At 66.2% G+C, this 17,690-nt stretch carries 18 protein-coding genes; 8 read left to right on the plus strand and 10 right to left on the minus strand.

All coding sequences use genetic code 11. From position 1 onward, the window contains the following. Positions 1–42: 42 nt before the first annotated feature. The gene (locus BLR24_RS04280) at positions 43–981 is read left to right on the plus strand and encodes a methyltransferase, TIGR04325 family (protein WP_093013220.1); all 939 of its coding nucleotides are present in this window, start codon (positions 43–45) and stop codon (positions 979–981) included. A 137-nt stretch (positions 982–1,118) separates the two neighbouring features. Beyond that, on the plus strand, positions 1,119–2,576 hold the full coding sequence (locus BLR24_RS04285; RefSeq protein ID WP_093013223.1) for a sensor domain-containing diguanylate cyclase: 1,458 nt from the start codon (positions 1,119–1,121) through the stop codon (positions 2,574–2,576). 42 nt (positions 2,577–2,618) lie between these two features. On the opposite strand, the gene BLR24_RS04290 is transcribed toward BLR24_RS04285, so the two are convergent. Next, positions 2,619–2,927, minus strand: coding sequence for a hypothetical protein (locus BLR24_RS04290; RefSeq protein ID WP_093013226.1), 309 nt, complete (start codon positions 2,925–2,927; stop codon positions 2,619–2,621). Positions 2,928–3,328: 401 nt separating this feature from the next. Between BLR24_RS04290 and BLR24_RS04295 the strand changes: the two genes are divergently transcribed. Then, positions 3,329–4,312 (plus strand): LuxR C-terminal-related transcriptional regulator, encoded by a 984-nt coding sequence (locus tag BLR24_RS04295; protein WP_254787161.1) that lies wholly within the window; start codon positions 3,329–3,331, stop codon positions 4,310–4,312. Positions 4,313–4,360: 48 nt separating this feature from the next. Here the strand turns inward: BLR24_RS04295 and BLR24_RS04300 are convergent, their stop codons facing one another. Further along, complete coding sequence (locus BLR24_RS04300; RefSeq protein ID WP_093013233.1) at positions 4,361–5,293, minus strand: LysR family transcriptional regulator; 933 nt, start codon at positions 5,291–5,293, stop codon at positions 4,361–4,363. Positions 5,294–5,437: 144 nt separating this feature from the next. On the opposite strand from BLR24_RS04300, the gene BLR24_RS04305 reads away from it, so the two are divergent. Next, entirely contained in the window at positions 5,438–5,842 is a 405-nt protein-coding gene (locus BLR24_RS04305) for a RidA family protein (RefSeq protein WP_093013236.1), read from the plus strand. A 97-nt stretch (positions 5,843–5,939) separates the two neighbouring features. Beyond that, on the plus strand, positions 5,940–6,260 hold the full coding sequence (locus tag BLR24_RS04310) for a low molecular weight protein tyrosine phosphatase family protein (RefSeq protein ID WP_093013239.1): 321 nt from the start codon (positions 5,940–5,942) through the stop codon (positions 6,258–6,260). Between the two features lie 418 nt (positions 6,261–6,678). Here the strand turns inward: BLR24_RS04310 and BLR24_RS04320 are convergent, their stop codons facing one another. From BLR24_RS04320 to BLR24_RS04335, 4 genes are read right to left on the minus strand one after another with little or no spacing between them, the layout of a single operon-like run. After that, positions 6,679–6,885 carry a hypothetical protein gene (locus BLR24_RS04320; RefSeq protein WP_093013242.1) on the minus strand — a complete coding sequence of 69 codons (207 nt, stop codon included), beginning with the start codon at positions 6,883–6,885 and terminating at the stop codon, positions 6,679–6,681. A 10-nt stretch (positions 6,886–6,895) separates the two neighbouring features. Continuing rightward, positions 6,896–7,303, minus strand: coding sequence for a VOC family protein (locus tag BLR24_RS04325; RefSeq protein ID WP_093013245.1), 408 nt, complete (start codon positions 7,301–7,303; stop codon positions 6,896–6,898). Then, positions 7,300–7,791 (minus strand): helix-turn-helix transcriptional regulator, encoded by a 492-nt coding sequence (locus BLR24_RS04330; protein WP_093013249.1) that lies wholly within the window; start codon positions 7,789–7,791, stop codon positions 7,300–7,302. Before BLR24_RS04330 ends, BLR24_RS04325 begins: the two co-directional genes overlap by 4 nt. Next, positions 7,788–8,696: a LysR family transcriptional regulator gene (locus BLR24_RS04335; RefSeq protein WP_093013252.1), complete on the minus strand. Its 909-nt coding sequence runs from the start codon at positions 8,694–8,696 to the stop codon at positions 7,788–7,790. The genes BLR24_RS04330 and BLR24_RS04335 overlap by 4 nt, the downstream gene beginning before the upstream one ends. 112 nt (positions 8,697–8,808) lie before the next feature. Between BLR24_RS04335 and BLR24_RS04340 the strand changes: the two genes are divergently transcribed. From BLR24_RS04340 to BLR24_RS04350, 3 genes are read left to right on the plus strand one after another with little or no spacing between them, the layout of a single operon-like run. Next, entirely contained in the window at positions 8,809–10,218 is a 1,410-nt protein-coding gene (locus BLR24_RS04340) for an amidase (protein WP_217636284.1), read from the plus strand. Positions 10,219–10,262: 44 nt separating this feature from the next. After that, the gene (locus BLR24_RS04345) at positions 10,263–11,234 is read left to right on the plus strand and encodes a Bug family tripartite tricarboxylate transporter substrate binding protein (protein ID WP_093013257.1); all 972 of its coding nucleotides are present in this window, start codon (positions 10,263–10,265) and stop codon (positions 11,232–11,234) included. A gap of 4 nt (positions 11,235–11,238) precedes the next feature. Beyond that, positions 11,239–12,690, plus strand: a complete 1,452-nt coding sequence (locus BLR24_RS04350; RefSeq protein ID WP_093013260.1) for a DHA2 family efflux MFS transporter permease subunit — start codon at positions 11,239–11,241, stop codon at positions 12,688–12,690. A gap of 10 nt (positions 12,691–12,700) precedes the next feature. On the opposite strand, the gene paoC is transcribed toward BLR24_RS04350, so the two are convergent. From paoC to BLR24_RS04370, 4 genes are all read right to left on the minus strand, one after another. After that, positions 12,701–14,911, minus strand: coding sequence for an aldehyde oxidoreductase molybdenum-binding subunit PaoC (gene paoC / locus BLR24_RS04355; RefSeq protein ID WP_093013264.1), 2,211 nt, complete (start codon positions 14,909–14,911; stop codon positions 12,701–12,703). A 5-nt stretch (positions 14,912–14,916) separates the two neighbouring features. Beyond that, complete coding sequence (locus BLR24_RS04360; RefSeq protein ID WP_093013267.1) at positions 14,917–15,867, minus strand: FAD binding domain-containing protein; 951 nt, start codon at positions 15,865–15,867, stop codon at positions 14,917–14,919. Then, complete coding sequence (gene paoA / locus BLR24_RS04365) at positions 15,864–16,514, minus strand: aldehyde dehydrogenase iron-sulfur subunit PaoA (protein ID WP_093013270.1); 651 nt, start codon at positions 16,512–16,514, stop codon at positions 15,864–15,866. The genes BLR24_RS04360 and paoA overlap by 4 nt, the downstream gene beginning before the upstream one ends. Before the next feature lie 168 nt (positions 16,515–16,682). Beyond that, complete coding sequence (locus BLR24_RS04370) at positions 16,683–17,591, minus strand: AraC family transcriptional regulator (protein WP_254787162.1); 909 nt, start codon at positions 17,589–17,591, stop codon at positions 16,683–16,685. Between the last annotated feature and the right edge of the window lie 99 nt (positions 17,592–17,690).

Consider the following 17,690-nt stretch of genomic DNA (forward strand, 5'->3'; position numbering starts at 1 on the left):
AACCAGGACAGAAGTACTATTTTTTATTACTACTTTCATCGTATGCTGGCTTCATTCCAGGCTGGCATTCGGAAAGAGCGTTGCCGGCCGTTTCGAGTCAGCACGCCTGAGGCGCGCCAGCAACGCGGCAGGCAACGATCATCAAGAGGATGGGACGCAAACATGGCTTACTCCAGTGCTCCGCAAATCGTCCGACAGATCCTGGAAGGGCCCGTCGCCCGGCCGGTGTTGCAACACTGGCGGCGCCAGCGGTTTTTCTCCGAAGCCGGTTTCGCGGGTTTCTTCGGCCTGTTCAAGAATTTTGCCGAAGCGCGGAGTACGCTGCCTCCCAATCCGGAATTCGACAACGCCGCCCTGGCAGCCGAGTACGTGGACGTCCGCACGAAGAAGATCTTTGCCTACGACTATCCGGTGATGTGGTGGCTCGAACGCGCGTTCCGCGATGGCGCCACCAAGGTGCTCGACATCGGCGGCTCGGTGGGTGTTCACTTCTATGCGTACCGCCGCTATTTCGAGATGCCGAAAGATCTGTCCTGGCGTGTCGTGGAAGTGCCTGCGATCGCTTCCATCGGCCGCGAAATGGCCAGCCATGCCGAAGCCGATGCCGGCGCGCTGAGCTTCGCCGAGAACCTGACGGAGGTCCTGTCCGGCCACGACATCTGGATCTCCGCGGGAGCCTTGCATTTTCTGGACAATGCGCGCCCCGCCCAGCTGCTCCAGCAATGCGAGCAGCGTCCGCGGCACATTCTCCTGAACAAGGAGCCGCTCTATGACGGCGAGGACTACGTGACGACGGTGAACATCGGCGACGGTTGCTTTGCGCCGGCGCACGTCTTCAACCGCCAGCGCTTCATCACCGAGGTCGAGGCGCTGGGCTACACCCTGCGCGAGCAGTGGCAGGTTCCCGAGCGTTCGCTCAAGCTGCCGGGATTCCCCAAGCATTGCGTGCCGGTGTACAGCGGCCTCTACTTCACGCGCTGAGTCGACGCGCCGCCACACCACCAGCCACCGCCTCATGCAGGCTGGCGGTGGAGGCCATGGGCTGCGCATCGCATCGCCGCCATCCGCCGGACGGTGCATCATTGCGGCCACGATCCCTCCCGCAAAGGAAAGAATCCATGCCGTCCACCACCGACTACGAATCGATGTTCGAGTTCGCGCCGATGTCGCTGTGGCTCGAAGACTACAGCGGGCTGCGCCAGCTGTTCGAGTCGTGGCGCAGCGCCGGTGTGGTGGATCTGGTGGCCCACCTCAATGCCGAGCCGCGGCACGTGCGCGAATGCATGGCGCAGCTGCGGGTGCTGAGCGTCAACCAGAGCACGCTCACCCTCTTCGGTGCGCAGAGCCAGGCCGACCTGCTGTCGCGGCTCGACAGCGTCTTTCGCGACGACATGACCGCGCCGGTGATCTACGAGCTGGACCAGCTCTGGCGCGGAAAACTCTGCTTCGACAACCAGACCGTCAACTACGCGCTGGACGGTCGCAGGCTCGACGTGCACGTGCGCGTGCAGGTGCTGCCCGGCCACGAGGCCTCGTGGGAGCGCGTGCTGGTGTCGCTCGACGACATCACCGAGCGCGTGCGGGCCGAGCGGCTGCGCCTGGAGAGCGAGCGCTACGCGCGCGAGCTGTTCGAGCGCTCGCCGGTGTCGCTGTGGGTGGAAGACTTCAGCGGCGTCAAGATACTGCTCGACGACATCCGCAAGCGGGGCATCAGCGATTTCGCGACCTTCATCAAGGTACACCCGGAGTTCATCACGCGCTGCATGCGCGAAATCCGCGTGATCGACGTCAACCGGGAGACGCTGCGAATGTTCGGCGCGGCCGACAAGAGCGAGCTGCTCGACAACCTCTCGGGCATCTTCCGCGACGAGATGCACGACTCCTTTGCCGAGCAGCTGCAGGACCTCTGGAACGGCAAGATGCTGCAGCAGCGGGAGGTCGTCAACTACGCGCTCACGGGCGACCTGCTGAACATCCACATGCAATTTGCCGTGCTCGAAGACCGGCTCGCCACCTGGGACCTCGTGCTGGTGTCGCTGATCGACATCACGGCCAGGAAGAAGGCCGAGGCCTACCTCGAGTACCTGGGCAAGCACGACGTGCTGACGCAACTTCGCAATCGCGTCTTCTTCTCGGAAGAAATCAACCGGCTGTCGCGCAAGGGCCCCTGGCCGGTGTCGGTGCTGGTGATCGACATGAACGGCCTGAAGCCCGTGAACGACGAGGAAGGCCACGCCGCCGGCGACGCGCTGCTGCGGCGCGTGGGCGAGGTGCTGAGCAAGGCGGTCGAAGAGCCCGGCTGGCCCGCGCGCATCGGCGGCGACGAGTTTGCCGTGGTGCTGCCCAAGACGGACGGGCGCGGCGCCGAGGCGATACGCGACCGCATCGTCTCCATGCTCGACCTGAACAACCAGTTCTATGCGGGCCAGAGCGGACACGTGCTGAACCTTGCGATTGGCCTGGCTACCTGCGACGCCGGCGACCAGCTCGACGCGGCGCTGCAGCGCGCGGACCGCGCGATGTACGAAGAAAAAGCTCGCCACTACCGCGAGAGCGCGATCGAGCGGCGGCGCTGACGCGGTGCGGAGAGCGTCGTTCGGCTCGCGCTCGCGCAGGCCCTACTGGTTCTGGCTGAGCTTCGCGGATGCGCCGTCCTTTTCGGCGCGCCACCATGCGAGCAACTGATCGAAGTTGCCTCCGAAGGCACGCTTCTGAAGCGCCTCGCCCACAAAGGAGCAATGCGCCGCCGTGCCGGAATCCAGTATCTGCTGCGATGCCGCCCGATCGCACGCCAGGTAGACCTGCTTGAGTTCGTCGACGGATATCGAGGCGAGCCTGTCGGTCCCTGCCTGCGCGAGCGCCATCGACGTGCCGAGCGCCAGCGGCAACATCAGGGCAAGACGCCTGCCGCATTTGTTCGAATGCATCGTTCATCTCCTGTGAAATGCCCCCGCCGTGAATCGGACGGGATCGGCTGCACAGACTAGGCGGTTACCCCGGGCGGCGCGTCATCGGAAGGAATGAGCGGGTGCAGCGGGGGTTTGGCGCCTTCAAACGCCATTCGGCGTATGGCGCATGAGAACTTTTTTCTTTATTGTCTGTGCCACCAGTTCAATTTCGAGGTCGAAAGGCGCACATGAGCATCTCTGCTTCCGCAGCCCCGGCTCGGTCAGAAACGAGTGGAATCTCTGCGCAAGCGCTGTCCGACGTGATCGGCGCCGTCTACGACTGCGCGCTCGATCCGCTGCTCTGGCCGGCGACCTGCCGAAGGATTTCCGATCTCTGCGAAAGCACCGGCGGGGGCATTTGCGTCCATGATCTGCGGCAAATGCGGAACGACCAGCTGTTCGTCTTCGGGTACCCGCCAGAGTTCCTGGAGAAGCTGGGCGCCCAGTACGCGGACAGCCCCATGGCGGCTGCGGACGTGGTCTCGAACATCGGCGACGTCAGTGCCCTCTCGATGGCCCAGTTCCATTTGCGCGAAGGCCGCTTCTTTCGGGAGGTGCTGGAGCCCTTCGGGCTGCAGGACATGATGTGGTTTCCGGCGCTGCGCACCGGAGGGCGCATGGCGTCCCTGCATGCATCGCGCAAGAACGTGGCGCCGCGATATCAAGAGCACGACGTGGGCCTGTTCAACCTTCTCGCGCCGCATGTGTGCCGCGCGCTTGCCATCTCCGATGCGCTCGATATCCGCGCGCTGCACTCGGAGATGCTCGAAAAGACACTGGACGGACTGGCCGCCGGCGTTTTTCTCACGGCACGCGACGGCCAGGTCGTCTACATGAATCGCGCCGCCGAGCAGCAGGTCAGGGCCGGCACTTCGGTGCGGCTCGCCAACAACCGGCTGGCGCCCACGGATTCCGCCGCCCGCGCCGCGCTGTCGAAGGCGATCGGCGAATCAACGCGCGACGGCGCTGCCGACAGCCATGCGAGCGAACATTCCGTGGCGATCCCGGACGCTGTCGGCGGCGGGTACATCGCCACCCTCCTTCCGATCGAGAGCGGCCAGCGCCGCGGCATCCTGGCGCCCTTCGCAGCCTCGGTCGCCGTGTTCGTGCAGGACCCCATCCAGGCGCCCCCGATGCCGGGCGAAGCCTTCGCGCGCCTGCACAAGCTCACGGGCGGAGAACGGCGCGTGCTGCTGGCGCTTTCGCAGGGCCTCGGCGGCATGGAGGCTGCCGACATGCTCGGCATCAGCGAGGCCACCGTTCGCACCCATCTGCAGCACATGTATTCCAAGACCGGCACCTCCAGGCAAAGCGACCTGCTGCGCCTGTTGAGCAACTCGGCACCCCCGCTCGGCGTCCACTAGGCCGCAGAGGCCGCAGAGGCCGCAGAGGCCGCAGAGGCCGGATCCTCGTCACCCGTGCGTCGCCGGCCGCTGGACGGGCGCATGTTGCGCCATCAGCGCAGCGACCCAATCGATGAACACGCGCAGCTTGGCGCTGACATGCCGGTTCGGCGGAAACGCCACGTAGATGGGCATCGGATCGAGGCGCCAGCCTTCGAACAACGGCACCAGCTCGCCGCGCGCCACGTGCGCATCGGACATGTAGTCCGGCAGCCAGAGAACGCCCAGGCCCGCCAGGCCGGCCGCGAGGTAGGCATTGCCGTCGTCGACCGCCAGCACGTAGCGGCCTTGCACCTGGATGCTCTCACCGCCCTCGCGGTGCAGGGCATACGGAAGGACCTTGCCGGTGCGCGGCCAGTGGAAGCCGACGACGCGGTGATGCGAGTTTTCGAGTTCCCGCGGGTGCGAAGGCGAGCCGGCGCGCTCCAGGTAGCTCGGCGCCGCGTAGACCCCCAGCTGCAGGTCGCCCACGCGGCGCGCCATCAGCGACTGGTCGGCGAGTTCGCCGCCGCGCACCACGCAGTCCACGTTCTCACCGATCAGGTCCACCATGCGATCGCTCACGCCCATGTCGAACTGGATGTCGGGGTAGCGCGCGTGGAATGCCGGCAAGGCCGGCACCAGGATCAGGCGCGCGAGCGGACTGGGCACGTCCACCCGCAGCCGCCCCCGCGGCGACGCCGACGCATCGGACAGGCTGGTCTCGGCATCGTCCATGTCGCCCAGCAGGCGCACCACGCGCTCGTAGTAGGCCGCGCCGTCGGCCGTGACGTTGACCTTTCGCGTGGTGCGGTTGAGCAGCTTGACGCGCAGCCGCGCTTCCAGCTGCTGCACCAGCTGCGTCACGCTGGTCTTGCTCATGTGAAGTGTCTCGGCCGCCTTGGTGAAGCTGCCTGCTTCCACCACGCGGGCAAATGCCTGCATCGCATCGAAACGGTCCATCTCTGCTCCTGATGCTTTCCGGATTGTTTGACTTTCCCAAACAGTGATTATTGGCTTTGCCGGTTTATCGGCGAGGCCCGAATGCCTAGAGTCCCTTCATCGCAACCACAGGGTCGGCTTCGACCCCTTCAAGAAGGCAATTCCATGGCTCTACGTGACGTCGTTTTTCCGCCGGGGCGCCAGGCGCTCTATGAAAGAAATCGCTATTCGCCGGCGATCCGCTCCAACGGCTTCCTGTTCGTTTCAGGCCAGGTCGGCAGCCGCGAGGACGGCTCGCCCGAGCCCGACCTGGAGGCACAGGTCCGGCTCGCATTCGGCAATCTGAACGCAGTGCTTGCGGCCGCAGGCTGCACGTTCGACGACGTGATCGATGTGACCATCTTCATCGTCGATCCCGAATCCAAGTTTGAAAAAATCTGGAAGCTGGTGCCCGAGTATTGGGGCAACGCGCCGCACCCGACGCTGACCGGCGTCGGCGTGACGTGGCTCTATGGCTTCGACTTCGAGATCAAGGTGATTGCGAAACTTCCCGAGGCGAGGGTGGACTGAGCTGGCCGGCGAGCTGATGAGAGCCCCTGTTGGCGGGGTCCGCCCTGTCGAGCGTCTGACAGAATCCAGCTCTACCCTCCCATCCGGACCACCACCGATGCGCCGCGTGCTCTTTATCTGCAGCAGGAACAGGCTCCGCAGCCCCACCGCCGAAAGCGTGTTCGCAGGGCCCGGCATCGAGACGGATTCCGCTGGCCTCGCGCCGGACGCGGATTGCGTACTGAGCGCCGAACAGGTTGAATGGGCCGACCTGATCTTCGTGATGGAAAAGCAGCACCGGGCAAAGCTCAAGCAGCGGTTCACGGCATCACTGGATGGAAAAAGGATCGTGTGCCTCGACATTCCCGATCGCTATGAGTTCATGCAGCCCGAGCTCGTCGCGCTGCTTCAGCAGAAGGTCGGTCAACATCTTCGTTAGAGAAGAAAGAGCGACGGGCTCTCGAACGGCCAGATGCTCTGAACACGATGCACATCCATCACAACCTCCTGCCCTTGTGTCTGCTCTTTTGGGCGACACACTGCTTTTCATCGACGAGCATCGAGGACATGCGTTCCAACGACGCGGTGCACGGCTTGTACGAGATCCGGGAGGAAGCCCGCAAATTCGTTGCACAGGAGAACGCAAGAAACCCCCAGAGCGAATGGGAGGCGCTGGATCCGAATCTGAAAGTTCTCGTTCCTCGATGTGCCGTCCCCCTGAAGGCCCGGTGGCATGAAATCTGGTGGTTCGACAATGCCAAAAGCGAAATCGTGCAACGCAGCCGGCGCGTCATTTCGGTGGTGTGCACCCAGTCCGTGAGCCCCGCGCAAAAATGGGACGTGCACGTCCCGGTGCATCAACGTCGGCCGGCATACGGCAGCACGAACAAGTACAGGCCGCTCGACAGCAGCAAGAAGAGCGGCAGCAACGGCGAATAGGTGACCCAAGGAGGCGGCTCTCCCCACGCGCGGACGGCGAAGTTGGCGAGCACGGTGAGCGTGAAGGCAATGGACAGCCAGCGGTGCGCCTGCCGGATCCAGTTGTTGTTATTGTTCGAGTTCAAGGTGATCTCCTCAGCCGCGCCCTTGGATCATCTTCCAGCCGTTTCCCGACGGATCGCGAAAGCCGGCGTCCACGGTACCGAAGCGATCCACCGGCTCCTGCGTGAACTCCACCCCCGCGGCAAGCATGCGGCCGTAGGCAGCCCGGCAGTCGGCCACCGTCAGCACGAGCGGCGGCATCGCGCCTTTGGCCACGAGGGCGCGCACGGCTTGCGCCGTCGCTGCATCGAGCACCGGCGGTCCGGGCGTGAACAGCCCCAGCTGGAACGACGGCTGCTCCGGGTGCTGCACCGTGAGCCAGCGATAGTCGCCGTTCTTCACGTCCGTATGAACGCGAAAACCGAGCTTCTCCACATAAAACGTCAACGCCTCGTCTTGATCGCGCACGTACAAACCGACGACTTCAATTCCCTCTTTCATGGACTCTCCTGTTGTTCGGGCTCGTTTGTACCGCCGGCCGCGAGGCGCCGCTTCTCCGAAACTGCGGTCGTGAGGTCGGGCCGGCGCGCGGCGTTGGCGATGCAGACGGGCACGCGGCCGATCTCGTGCGCCGTCGGCTTTCCGCGCGCGCGAACCGCGCTCGGACTTTCGCCGGTGATGTCGCGGAAGGTGCGCCCGAAGGTGCCCAGGCTCGCCCAGCCGGTGTCGAAGGCGATGTCGGTGATGGGCAGGTCGGTGTCGCGCAGCAGCGCCATTGCGCGCTCGATGCGCCGCGTGAGCAGGTAGCGGTGTGGCGGGATGCCGAAGGCCTGCTTGAACGACCGCGCGAAGTGGGCTTCGGACACGCCGCTCACCTGCGCCAGCCGCTCGACGGGCCACTCCTCGTGCGATGCGGCGTCCATGCGGTCCTTGGCGCGCAGCAAGCGGCGCAACAGGTCAGGGTCTTGGGTGACGGGGCTTGCGTTCATAGGGACTCGGCCCCCTTTTGCAAGGACGCCCGCGCGCATGCCAGGAAAGGCTCGATCAGTGGGCTCTGCCAATCGCTGCGCCAACACACGGCGATGTCCATCTTCGCGTCGACGTTGCGCAAGGGCCTGAACACCACGCCCGGCGGCCGGCCGATACGCGCGCAGGCGGGCAAGATGGCCACGCCCCTGCCCGCCAGCACGAGCGCCAACGCCGACACCATGGTCTCCACGCGCTGCGCGATCGGCATGCTCACATCGTGCCGCCTGAGCATCGAAGCAATGATGGATTTGTCGATGTCGCCATCGGGCATGGGGAGCCCGATGAGGGGCATGCCCGATAGCCGCTCCAGCGGAATGCTGGCCATCCGGGCCAAGGGCGAATCCGCACGCACGGCCAGCATCAAGGGCTGAGTGCCGATGCGCTCGACCGCAATGCCCGCGTGGGCGATGGGCGGAATGCAGATGGCCACGGACACTTGCGAATCGGCGATGGCCGAGACGTTGTTGGCGGCATTCAGCTCCACGTACTGAATCTCCACGTCCGGCAGCTTCGCGCGAAGCGCGTTCTCCAGGCGAGGCAGCATCAGGTAGGAAAGCACGACCATGGTGCCGACCGTGAGTCGGCCCCGGCTGCCCGAGCCGATGGCGCGCGCGGCGTCGAATCCTTCATTGGCAAGCAGCAGCGCTTCCTTCGCGCGCTGGAAGAGCGCATGGCCGGCGTCGGTGATTTCCATGCCGCGCGCCGCCCTGCGAAACAGCGGTGTGCCCACCGCCGCCTCCAGGTTCTTGATGTGGACCGACAGCGGCGGCTGGGCCATGTTGAGCCGACGCGCCGCCTTTCCGACGCTGCGTTCCTCGGCGACAGCCACGAAGTAGCGGAGTGTTCTGAAGTCTGGTGCAGCCATACGCTGGTCATATGCCTTTTCAGAAAAACAGTATTGGACGCGATGTTGCGGCACATCAATCATTTGCACCATGAAAAAGTTTCCTCGTCTTCCAAAATCCGAGATCTGCGAAATGTCCGCTGGGACGATGCGCATGCTCGTTGCGCAGCGGAAGCTCTCGCCGGTGGAGATCGTCGAAGAAGTCTTGCGCCGCGCCGACGCGGTCCAGCCGCACCTGAACTGTTTCATCACGCTCTGCCATGAGCAGGCGATGGCAGAGGCCAGGGCTGCCGAAGCCGCGCTGATGAAGGGCGAGGCGTTGGGCCTGCTCCACGGTTTGCCCTTCACGGTGAAGGACATCGTCGACACCGCGAACGTCAGGACGACGTACGGCTCGGTGCTGCATCGCGACCACGTTCCCACGCAAGACGCGGTGGCCGTGGCGCGCATGCGCGAGGCGGGCGGCATCCTCATCGGCAAGACGACCACGTCCGAATTTGGCGCCAAGTGCCTGACCGATGCGCCTCTTTTCGGAAGCACCCGCAACGCATGGGATGCCACGCGCACCAGTGGCGGCTCGAGCGGCGGTGCGGCCTCGTCGATGGCGGCGGGTATCGCGCCCCTGGCCATCGCCACCGATGGCGGCGGCTCGACGCGCATTCCCGCCGCATGCAACGGCGTCGTCGGCTTGAAGCAGAGCCTGGGCGTGGTGCCCCACAGCCAAGTGCAAGACGCCTTCGGCAACTACACCTATGTGACGCCCACCACGCGCAACGTGGCCGACACGGCGCTCATGCTGCAGGCCATGACGGGTGCCCATGGGTCCGACCCGTGGTCGCTGGGCGTGCCGGCGCAGCGCTACTTCGACGCGCTGCAGCCCGCCGGCGATCTTCGTGGCAAACGGATTCTCTACTCCGCGAGACTCGAGGGGCGACCGATCTCCGCCGACGTTGCCGCGGCCTTCGAGGCCGCTCTTGCCACGTTGCGTTCGATGGGCGCTCAACTCGAGGAGATGTCGGGCGAGGGCTATGACGTCGAGCCGGTGTGGCGGGTCATCAACCACACCAGCTGGCGCGGCCGCTTCGCGCCGCTGGCCGAAGCGCATGCCAGCGAGTTGAGTCCGTCGCTGCTGCAGCAGCTCGCGCTCGCGGAGCACGTCGACGGGGTCGCCTTCCAGCAGGCCATGTTTGCCAGGACCGCGCTCTTTCGCAAGGTCCAGGCCCAGTTGGAGACCCACGACTTCATCTTCACGCCCACCCTCTCACGCACCGCCCTGCCGATCGACCAGGACCTGTTCGGCAGCATCGAGATCGATGGCGAAGCGTATGCCGAGGTGCGGCCGAACTGGTTTCCGTGGACGATGCCCTTCAACCTCACGGGCCATCCCGCCATCAGCCTGCCCTGCGGTGCAGGCCGCGATGGCCTGCCCATCGGCATGCAGCTGGTCGGCCGCTTTCGCGAGGATCAGCAGCTGCTGCAGGCCGCGTCGTCTTTCGAAGCCGCGCACCGGCCAGCCAACCCGCTGCCCGTCCTCGCCTTCTGAGTCCGTTCCTCCCCTTCCGTCTCAACTTTGAAGATGCTCCCACCATGGCCTCGTTCCTCAAGACACTTTTTCTCGGTGCGTCGATCGCATTGATCGGCGCGGCTGCGCATGCCGACAACAACGCGCCCATCCGGCTGATCATCGGCTTTCCGCCAGGTGGCGCGCTCGACAACCTGGCGCGCTCGCTGGCCGAGGACTTGCGCACCACGCTCAAGGAGCCCGTGCTGGTGGAGAGCCGGCCCGGCGCATCGAGCCGGATCGCGATCGAGGCCGTGAAGTCCGCAAAGCCCGATGGGCACACCATCCTGCTCAGCGGGACGCCGCCCTTCGTTCTCTTTCCGATGACCTATGCGCGGTTGAGCTACGACGTCGACAGGGACTTCATCCCTGTCGCGCACTTGGCGAATGTGCCCAGCGTGATTTCAGCGGGCGCAGGCCAGCCGTTCAAGACGATTCCCGAATACGTTGCTTGGGTCAAGAAGAATCCGGCCGGCGGCGGGGTGGGGCTGACCAACCTCGGAGGCGGCTTGCACTTCAGCGTGCTGCAGTTGTCCAAGGCCATCGGCGTGCCGCTCGCGCCGGTCACCTACAAGGGCGGTGCGCCGCTTGCCACCGACATCGTCGGTTCCCACGTGCCGCTCGGCACCGACGCGCTGGCAACCCAGCTCGAGCTGCACCGCGCGGGCAAGCTGCGGATCCTGGGCGTTGCAGGCACCAAGCGCCTGAGCTGGCTGCCCGACGTTCCGACGATCAAGGAGGCGGGCTACGACGCCTTCGACCGCGCCAACGCCTCCTATGCCGCCTTCGTGCCCGCAGGGACGCCGAAGGAGGTGGTTGCCAAGCTGGAGACTGCCTTCGTCGGCGCCATGCACAACGCGCAAGTGCGCGCGCAGGTCGAACGCATGGGCCTCGAGCCGACCGGGCTCCCGGGCGCGGAGTTGAAGCGCATCATGCGCGAGGACAGTGCCTACTGGCGGCCCATCGTGCAGGCATCGGGGTTCAAGAGCGAAGACTGAGTCGATGACGGCCGATGACGCAGAGGACAAGGCCGGCTGGGCGGTGCTCGTTGCCGCCAGTTCGGGCGCGCTGCTGTGTTTTCTCAACCTCAGCGCACTCAACGTCGCGCTGCCTGCAGTGGCGCAAAGCCTGCACGCCACGCCCACGCAGGCCAGCTGGATTTTGTTGTCCTACATGCTGGTCAGCACCGTCTGCATTCTCTGCTTCGGACGGCTGGCCGATCTCTGGGGACGGCGCCGGCTCTTCCTCGCGGGCCTGTCGCTTTTCGTGGTCGCCTGCGCGGCTTGCGCCCTGGCCCCGAATGCCGAGCTGATGCTGGCCAGCCGCATGGCCCAGGCCATCGGCGCGGCGGGCGTCATGGCCAACGCCAGCGCATTGGTGGGCGATGCCTTCGGCCGCCGCAGGATGGGGCTGGCCCTCGGCGTGCTTGCCATGGTCGCGGCCCTGGCCCAGGTCGTGGGGCCGCTGGCCGGCGGCTTCGTCGTGTCATGGTGGGGCTGGCGCGCGCTCTTCATGCTCAACGTGCCTGCCGGGCTTTGCGTGCTGGCATGGTCGTGGAAGGTGCTGGCAAAGACCGAGGCCGTCCAGGCCGAGCGCTTCGACCTGGTCGGCGCTGCGCTGTCCCTCGTCGGCATCGGATGCGTGACCTATGCCCTCTCGATGGCCGGCGCCCGTGGATGGACGAGCACGCCGGTGTTGGCATTCATGCTCATTGGGTTTTGCGCGCTTGGCCTTTTCGCAGCCGTTCAGATGCGCGTGGCCAGCCCGCTGGTCGATCCGTCGCTCTTCGGCGACCCGGCGCGCCGCACCGCCTATGCCGGCATCCTGCTCCTGTCGATGACGCAGGCGGCGCCCCTGCTGCTGGTGGCCTTGTACCTGCAAGCTTGCGCGGGCTTGCAGCCCTCGGAGGCAGGCCTGCGCATCGCACCGGTGGCATTGGGCATGCTGATGGCCGCGCCAACGGCGGGCGCCCTGCTTCGGCGCTTCAAGGCTGAATCCATTTGCGTGGGCGGCATGCTGCTTGCCGCATGCGCACTGGCGCTGCTGGCGGTTTTGCTGCGGCCCACGATCGACGCCGTGCAACTGTCAGTGTGCCTCTGGGTGCTGGGCCTGGGCATCGGGAGTTTCGTGACGCCGAACAACGCATCGATCCTCCAGAGCGTGGTTCCCCAGCGCCGAGGCATTGCCAACGGCGTCCGGTCGACGCTGCAGAACACCGGCATCATGGTGGGAACCGCGCTGACGCTGAGCGTGGCGTTGGCGGGGCTTCCTTCCGGTGCGCAACGCATGATTCTTGGAAATGGCGGCAGCGCGGCACTTTCAAGCGCGGACGAGGCCACCTTCACCCAAGGCGCCAGTTCCGCGCTGGCCGTGCTTGCGGTCCTTTGCCTGGCCGGCGCGGCCCTGATCGCGAGCTCTCGCCGACGAGGAGCCCCGGCGGCCGCAGCGGCATGACCTCAGCAGCTCACGCCACCGGCGGCAGGCGATCCAGCAGCTTGTCGAGCGTGATCGGATAGTTGCGCACCCGCACGCCGGTCGCGTTGTAGATCGCATTGGCCACCGCGGCCGCGACGCCGCACATGCCGAGTTCGCCCACGCCCTTTGCCTTCATCGGCGAAGAAATCGGGTCCGTCTCGTCCAGGAAGATCACCTCCTGGTGCGGAATGTCGGCATGCACCGGCACCTCGTAGCCCGCCAGGTCGTGGTTGACGAAGAAGCCATGCCGCTTGTCGAGCGCCAGCTCTTCCATCAGCGCCCCTCCGACGCCCATCGTCATCGCACCGATCACCTGGCTGCGGGCCGACTTGGGATTCAGGATCCGGCCGGCGGCGCACACCGCAAGCATGCGGCGCACGCGTATCTCGCCGGTGGCGGCGTCGACGCCGACCTCCACGAAATGCGCGCCGAAAGTGGATTGCTGGTACTTCTTGTCGAGGTCGCCGTACTCGATGCCGTCCTCGGCCACCAGGCCGTTCGCGCCCGCCGCTTCGGCGAGCGGCACCACCCGCTCGCCGGCGCGCACCATGCCGTCCGAGAACTCTGCATCGGCCGCGGCAAAACCCAGCTTGCTGGCCACGGCTTCGCGCAGCTTCATGCACGCCGCAAAGACACCCGAGGTCGAGTTGTTGGCACCCCACTGCCCGCCCGAGCCGGCCGAGACGGGATACGCCGAATCGCCCAGGCGCACGAGCACCCTGTCGAGCGGCAGCCCCATGGTCTCGGCAGCGGTCTGCGCGATGATGGTGTACGACCCGGTCCCGATATCGGTCATGTCGGTTTCCACCGTGACCATGCCCCGGTTGTCCAGGCGCACGCGCGCGGCCGACTTCGCCAGGAGGTTGTTGCGGAATGCGGCAGCAACGCCCATGCCCACGAGCCAGCGCCCGTCGCGCCTCTGCCCCGGTGCCGCGTTGCGCTTGCTCCAGCCGAAGCGCTCGGCCCCCGTGCGCAGGCATTCGATCAACTTGCGCTGGGAATAGGGGCGCTCCGGCTTCTCGGGATCGACCTGCGTGTCGTTGAGCACGCGAAACTCGATCGGGTCGAGCCCCAGCTTCTCCGCCATCTCGTCCATGGCGATCTCCAGCGCCATCAGGCCCGGCGCCTCGCCGGGCGCGCGCATCGCATTGCCCTCGGGCAGGTCCAGCACGGCGAGGCGCGTGGTCGTCAGGCGGTTGGCGCCCGCGTACAGCAGCCGGGTCTGGTTGACCGCCGTTTCCGCCTGTCCGCCCGGCAGGTCGCCGGACCAGCCCTCGTGGGCGATGGCGGCGATCTTGCCGTCTCTCGCGGCGCCGATGCGGATGCGCTGGACGGTCGCCGGCCGGTGCGTTGTGTTGTTCATCATCAAGGGCCGCTGCAGCGCCACCTTCACGGGCCGTTTGGCCGCCCGCGCGCCCAGCGCGGCAAGCACCGCATCCGCCCGCACGAACAGCTTGCCGCCAAAGCCGCCTCCGATGAAGGGCGAGACCAGGCGGACGTTCGCCTTGGGGATGCCGAGCGTCTTGGCCACGTCGCCGACGCCCCAGGCGATCATCTGGTTGGATGTCCAGATGGTGAGCTTGTCGCCCTTCCATTGCGCAATGGACGCATGCGGTTCCATCATCGCGTGCGATTCGTCGGGCGTGGTGTAGGTCGCATCGATCTGCACGGCGGCCGCGGCGAACGCGCCCGTGAAGTCGCCCGTCTTCGTTTCCGGCTCGCCGGAGAAGGGATTCGCCGCGGGCAACTGCGCCGCGCCCATTTCTGCCGCCAGGTCGAAGCGCCCCGCCGAGCGCGTGTACTCGATGCGCACCAGTTGCGCCGCGGCACGCGCCTGCTCGAAGGACTGGGCCACGACGAGCGCTACCGCCTGGTGGTAGTGGTCGATCGCGGGCCCGCCCAGCAGCTTGGCCGTATTGAAGTCGCCCTTGCCGAGCTTGCCCGCATTGCGCGCGGTGACGATGGCCAGCACGCCCGGTGCTGCGCGCGCGGCATTCAGGTCCATCGAGGCGATGCGGCCCTTCGCGATGCCAGCGCCCACCACGTAGCCGTAGGCGGCGTTGGGCAGTTCGGTGTGGCGTTCATAGGCGTAGCGTGCAGTGCCGGTGGTTTTCTGCGGCCCGTCGATGCGGTCGGTCGGCTTGCCGATGATCTTGAGCTGGTCGATGGGATTGGTCGTGGCGGGCGTGTCGAATTTCATGATGATCAGCTCCTCGCTTGCACCAGGGCCGCGGCCAGCGCGCGCTCAGCCAGTGGCAACTTGAATGCGTTCTCGTGCGTCGGCTGCGCGCCGGCCAGCAGCTGCGCGGTCACGGCCTTGGCGCCCTGCGGCATTGCGGCCTCCGCGGCCTCGAGGCGCCATGGCTTGTGCGCCACGCCGCCCAGTGCCACGCGGCCCGAGCCATCGCGCTGCACGATCGCCGCAACGGAAACGAGCGCGAAGGCATACGAGGCGCGGTCCCTTACCTTGCGGTAGATCTGCGTGCCGCCGATGGGCCTTGGCAGCGTGACGCCGGTGATCAGCTCGTCCCGCTCCAGTGCCGTCTCGATGTGCGGGGTGTCGCCCGGCAGGCGATGGAAATCGGCAATCGGGATCACGCGCGTGCGGCCATCGGGGCGCACCGTCTCGACCGCCGCGTCGAGCACGCGCATCGCCACCGCCATGTCGCTCGGATGCGTCGCAATGCAGGCCTTGCTCGTGCCGATCACCGCATGCTGGCGGGTGACGCCGCCGATGGCGCTGCAGCCGCTGCCGGGCTGGCGCTTGTTGCAGGGCTGGTCGGTGTCATAGAAGTAGGGACAGCGCGTGCGCTGCAGCAGGTTGCCCGCCGTGGTCGCCTTGTTGCGCAACTGGCCCGAAGCGCCGGCCAGCAGCGCGCGCGAGAGCACGCCGTAGTCGCGGCGCACGCGCTCGTCGGCCGCCAGGTCGGTGTTGCGCACCATGGCGCCAATGCGCAAGCCGCCGTCGGTCGTGGGTTCGATCTTGTCCAGCGCCAGGCCGTTCACGTCGACCAGGTGCGTCGGCGCTTCGATCTGCAGCTTCATGAGGTCCAGCAGGTTGGTGCCGCCGGCGATGAACTTGGCGCCGGGGCTTCGTGCGACAGCCGCCGCAGCCTGCGCAGGAGACTGCGCGCGCTCGTAGGTAAATGGCTTCATGTCCGGCTCCCCGCGACCTCGGTGATGGCATCGACGATGTTGGAGTAGGCGCCGCAGCGGCAGATGTTGCCGCTCATGCGCTCGCGCAGTTCGTCGGCCGACAGCAGGGGCCGCGCAGTGAGATCGGCGCTCACGTGGCTCGGTACCCCGCGCTTGATTTCGTCGAGCACGGCGACGGCCGAGCAGATCTGGCCGGGCGTGCAGTAGCCGCACTGGTAGCCGTCGTGCTTGACGAAGGCGGCCTGCAGCGGATGCATGTTCTGCGGCGTGCCAAGCCCTTCGATGGTGGTGATCTGCCCGCCGTCATGCATGACGGCGAGCGTCAGGCAGGCGTTGATCCGCCTCCCGTCGGCAATGACCGTGCAGGCGCCGCACTGGCCGTGGTCGCAGCCCTTCTTGGTGCCGGTCAGGTGCAGGTGTTCGCGCAGCGCATCGAGCAAGGTCGTTCGCGTATCGAGCTCGAGCGAATGGACCTGGCCGTTGACCTTCAGCGAAAGCTTTGCACGGGGCACCGCCGATGCCGATGCCGAAGGTGCAGCCTGTGCCGCCGCGGCGGGCGCAGAAGACGAAACCGCCGCAGCGGTGGCGGCGCCGGCAATGAGCGCGTCGCGTCGCGAGATCAAGGGGGTCGTCGTGGGACTTTCCATGTCAGCTCCTGTTGTTCGAAGTTCGGGCAAGTCGTGGGGAGGGAACGCCCCGCTTGGAAGCGGACGCCCTGGTCGCCATTTTTCTAGAGCTGCGCGGCGATTGATAGAGCAATTCGCTTCTTTTCTTGCCTGATCCTATGAGGTCGCAACGGCCTGCGGACCTAAGTTTTACGCCGGATTCGCCAGCCCCTGCTTGCGTAGGTCGACGCCCTTGGCGGCTCCCCGCAACACGTCGATGTCCCGCTTGGGTGGCGCCCCGAACAATCGGCTGTATTCGCGGCTGAACTGGGAGGGGCTTTCGTAGCCGACCCTGAACGCCGCGCTTGCCGCATCCAGGTGTTCGTTCAACATCAATCGCTTCGCTTCGTTCAATCGCAGCCACTTCTGGTACTGCAGCGGGCTCATCGCAGTGAGTTGTCGAAAGTGGTGGTGGAACGTGGGTGTGCTCATCTGCACGCGCTCCGCGAGTTCATCGACGCGAAGCGACAGGGCATAGTTCAGGGTCAGCCAGTCGATGGCTCTTGCAATCCGGTGGCCCTGTCCATCCACGGATGCGATCTGCCGCAGCTTGGCCGCCTGATCGCTCCCAAGAAGCCGGTAGTGAATTTCCCGATGGATCATCGGTGCGAGAACGGGGATGGCCGCGGGCTCCTCCAGCAACTCCACGAGGCGCGCGATGGGCGCCAGCAGCGCCGGGGTTGCCGTGCCGATGCCCACGCCCGCCCCGACCGAGCGATCGCCACGCGACGGAAAATTGCCCTGCGCGATCAGCTCAGCCAGCACGCGGATGTCGAGCTTCAAGACCAGACCGAGGCAAGGCTGCGCCGCGCTTGCCACCCTCACCTCCGAATTGGCGGGCAGGTTCAACGAGGTGATGAGGAATTGCGAGGTGTCGTAGGGGTAGGCCTCGCCGCCGATCCACATCTGCTTGGCGCCTTGGGCAACCAGCACGATGCTCGGCTCGATCATGCAGACGGCAGGCGGCGCGGGAGATTCGCGCCGGAAGAAGCCGAGTCCGGGGATCGGTGTTGCGAAGTCGCCCGGCTCCGGGGTCCGCGCGCCGATGACGTGCGCCATCGCTTCCTGCAGCGATCTGCACTGCGCTGCGGCGTCGGGGGGTGTGGGTGCCATGTTGCTCGAAGCCTCCGCGGAAGACTCTAACTCTCCGAGCAGGTC

The sequence above is a fragment of the Variovorax sp. OV700 genome, from assembly GCF_900099805.1.
Lineage (GTDB): Bacteria > Pseudomonadota > Gammaproteobacteria > Burkholderiales > Burkholderiaceae_C > Variovorax.